The organism is Cyanobacteriota bacterium (genome assembly GCA_025054735.1).
Taxonomy (GTDB): domain Bacteria; phylum Cyanobacteriota; class Cyanobacteriia; order SKYG9; family SKYG9; genus SKYG9.
Map to the genome: position 1 here is coordinate 1 of JANWZG010000445.1, position 2,963 is coordinate 2,963.

The window sequence follows — 2,963 nt, forward strand, 5'->3', positions numbered from 1 at the left end:
CCGCTACCAACATGCTGATTGACCGGCTAGGTGGTCTAGATGCCCTAACCCAACGGTTCAAGGCTTGGGGGTTAACCTCAACAGCTCTGAGAAACCAACTGCCCGACTTAAGTGGAACTAATACGACTAGCGCTAGAGATTTAGCTGACCTGCTACTGCAAATTAACCAGGGTAGGCTGGTGTCACCTCAGTCTCGCGATCGCATCTTTAGCATTATGGAACGCACTAGAAACAATACTCTGCTGCCTCAAGGCATTGGCTCTGAGGCAGATATTGCTCACAAGACTGGTGATATTGGCACGCTAGTTGGTGATGCTGGTGTTGTAGACATGCCTAATGGTAAGCGCTATGTGATTGCTGTGTTGGTCAAGCGTCCGTATAACGATGGTAGAGCGAATGAGCTAATCTCTAGAATTTCTCAGACTGTGTACGATCATCTCAACCGGCCTTGGGAAATTAGTACGTCTGCTACCAAGTCTCCGGCACAGCCTAAAGGCAATGATCGAAGCTCTAGTTCAGCTTCTCCGTCTCCAGCCAATGCCCGATAGGTACAAGTGGTCTGATCGACAGGACAGATTCGGTAGGGCCTTACCACTCAGGCATTTCAGGATTGGCCCTGATCACGACTGCGTATACTGTAAATCACCTGAGGTTGGAAGTGGCGACCAGTAGTAGCTACGAGCTGATCACTAGAGAGATGCTGGCGATCGATGTGAACTTGCAAGCCTGTGAGTGGGTCGGAACCAGGAGAGACTAGAAATTCAAGACAGCGAACATAGGGCAAGGCGGCCAGTTGAGTGAGAATATTGGCGATTGCAACCCCATAGGGATGATCTAGCTGAGCATACCAGTCAGGTTCGCCTACTAACTGTTGCTCTAAGCCCAAGTGGACAATGAGGTGAGGCTTGCCAAACAAGGCGATCGCCATAGGCCGAGTTTCTTCCTGCACCAGAAAATCATGCATCCTTGCCAGGTAGCGCAGCTTTTCTAAGCGATCGTACCGTTCAGCGACATGCTGAGGGTGATCATGCCAATGGCAGGCGATCGTCACCAGATACGTTTGCACCATCAGGTGTCCTAGCTTTTCCACTTTAGTGGCTAAGTAGTCAGCATTGTAAGGTGTTGCCTCAATCAACAGTGGCACTCGCTCGACTACCTCCAAGCCATAGCCCTTCAGCCCAGCAATTTTGCGGGGGTTATTCGTAATTAGGCGAATATGCTGTACTCCCAAGTCATTGAGAATTTGTGCCCCTACACCATAGTTACGCAAATCTGCTGGGAAGCCCAAGCGTTCGTTAGCTTCTACGGTATCTAAGCCCATGTCTTGCAGAGAATAGGCTTTTAGCTTGTTCACCAACCCAATTCCTCGTCCTTCCTGGCGCAGGTAAACCACCACACCCATACCCGCTGCCTCAATCATCTTCAGCGCTGCCTGCAATTGCATTCGACAATCACAGCGCAGAGAACCTAAGGCATCTCCTGTCAGGCATTCAGAGTGCATCCGCACCATTACAGGCTGATTGGCAAAGTTAGCTGGATTTCCTTTGACGATCGCCACATGTTCTGAATCATCCAGCGTGTTGCGATAGGCATAAATTTGAAATCGCCCAAACTCCGACGGCAATTCAGCAACCGTTTCTCGCAAAACAAACCGCTCATGTTGAAGCCGATAGCTTATTAAATCAGCAATGCTGATAATCTTCATCTGATGACGGCGGGCATAGGCAATCAACTCTGGCAGGCGTGCCATCGATCCATCTGGGTTCTGAATTTCGCAGATAATGCCCGCTGGATACAGACCCGCCAACCGGGCTAAATCCACGGCTGCTTCTGTATGCCCTGCCCGTTTCAATACACCACCATCCCGTGCCCGTAAGGGAAAAATGTGCCCAGGACGACGCAAATCACTGGGCCGTGTTGCTGGATTAATGGCAACTTGAATGGTGCGTGCTCGGTCTTCAGCAGAGATTCCTGTGCTGACTCCTAGGTGAGGTGAGGCATCAATGCTGACTGTAAAGGCTGTTTGATTTTCATCGGTGTTGTTGGTAACCATTAGGGGTAAGTCCAGTTCATCTAGCCGATCGCCCGTCATTGCTAGACAAATTAATCCCCGTGCCTCTACTGCCATAAAGTTAATCATGTCCGGCGTGGCAAACTGAGCCGCACAGACTACATCACCCTCATTCTCGCGGTTTTCATCATCTACCACTACCACCGCCTTGCCTGCCTTCAAGTCCGCCAATGCCGCATCCAGCGAATCAAACTTAAACGACTGACTCAAGGCTGTTGTCACAAAATCCTTCAAATGCTTACTCCACCCCTTAAGACCAAGACAGTTTAGCGATCGTCAATGATCAAGCGAAACATCACAGCTCAATTCTAGGATAATGTCATGCAGCCTTGCGTGCTTGATTGACCATCAAAAGCTCTGAATCAGGACTAACCATGTTACTACGTATTGGGCAACCAACATTAGCCCTTGCCGACTTACCATAAGTTTCATAAACAGTATTCATAAAGCTATTGGCTTGTAAAATTCACACAGTTATTGTCTTGCTTCCAAAACCAGCCTACCAACTCAAACTAGAGCAACTGATGCACTGAGAGGTTCAGCGACCACAACATAATTTTGGTTGATAAAAGCAACTGGCTATTGTGTTAAGCTGCACGCAAGGAAATGTTACACGGTTAAGGCATTTGGCAAACTCTATCCCTGTTGTAGTGGTTTCATTAATTATCCCTGTTGTTATCCCTGTTGTAGTGGTTTCATTAATTACTCTTGACTCTAGTTAATGAACTGTATGGATAAGCAACCTAGCGTGTCTGTTTTGATGTGTGTTTATAACTCGGAACGATACCTACCGAAAGCGGTAGAGGGCATTCTCAATCAAACATTTACAGATTTCGAGTTCATTATTGTCAATGACGGCTCCACAGATGGATGTGGGCAGATCTTACAGTCC

The 2,963-nt window shown here is 48.1% G+C and carries 3 protein-coding genes; 2 read left to right on the forward strand and 1 reads right to left on the reverse strand.

Going from position 1 to position 2,963, the window contains the following annotated elements; all coding sequences use genetic code 11:
- Positions 1-548: class A beta-lactamase-related serine hydrolase (locus NZ772_16555; GenBank protein MCS6815166.1), on the forward strand; the 548-nt coding region annotated here is incomplete at its 5' end.
- 56 nt (positions 549-604) lie between these two features.
- Here the strand turns inward: NZ772_16555 and ribBA are convergent.
- Positions 605-2,281: a bifunctional 3,4-dihydroxy-2-butanone-4-phosphate synthase/GTP cyclohydrolase II gene (gene ribBA, locus NZ772_16560; GenBank protein ID MCS6815167.1), complete on the reverse strand. Its 1,677-nt coding sequence runs from the start codon at positions 2,279-2,281 to the stop codon at positions 605-607.
- Between the two features lie 520 nt (positions 2,282-2,801).
- Here ribBA and NZ772_16565 point away from each other — a divergent pair.
- Positions 2,802-2,963, forward strand: a 162-nt coding sequence (locus tag NZ772_16565) for a glycosyltransferase (GenBank protein ID MCS6815168.1), incomplete at its 3' end; no start/stop codon positions are given.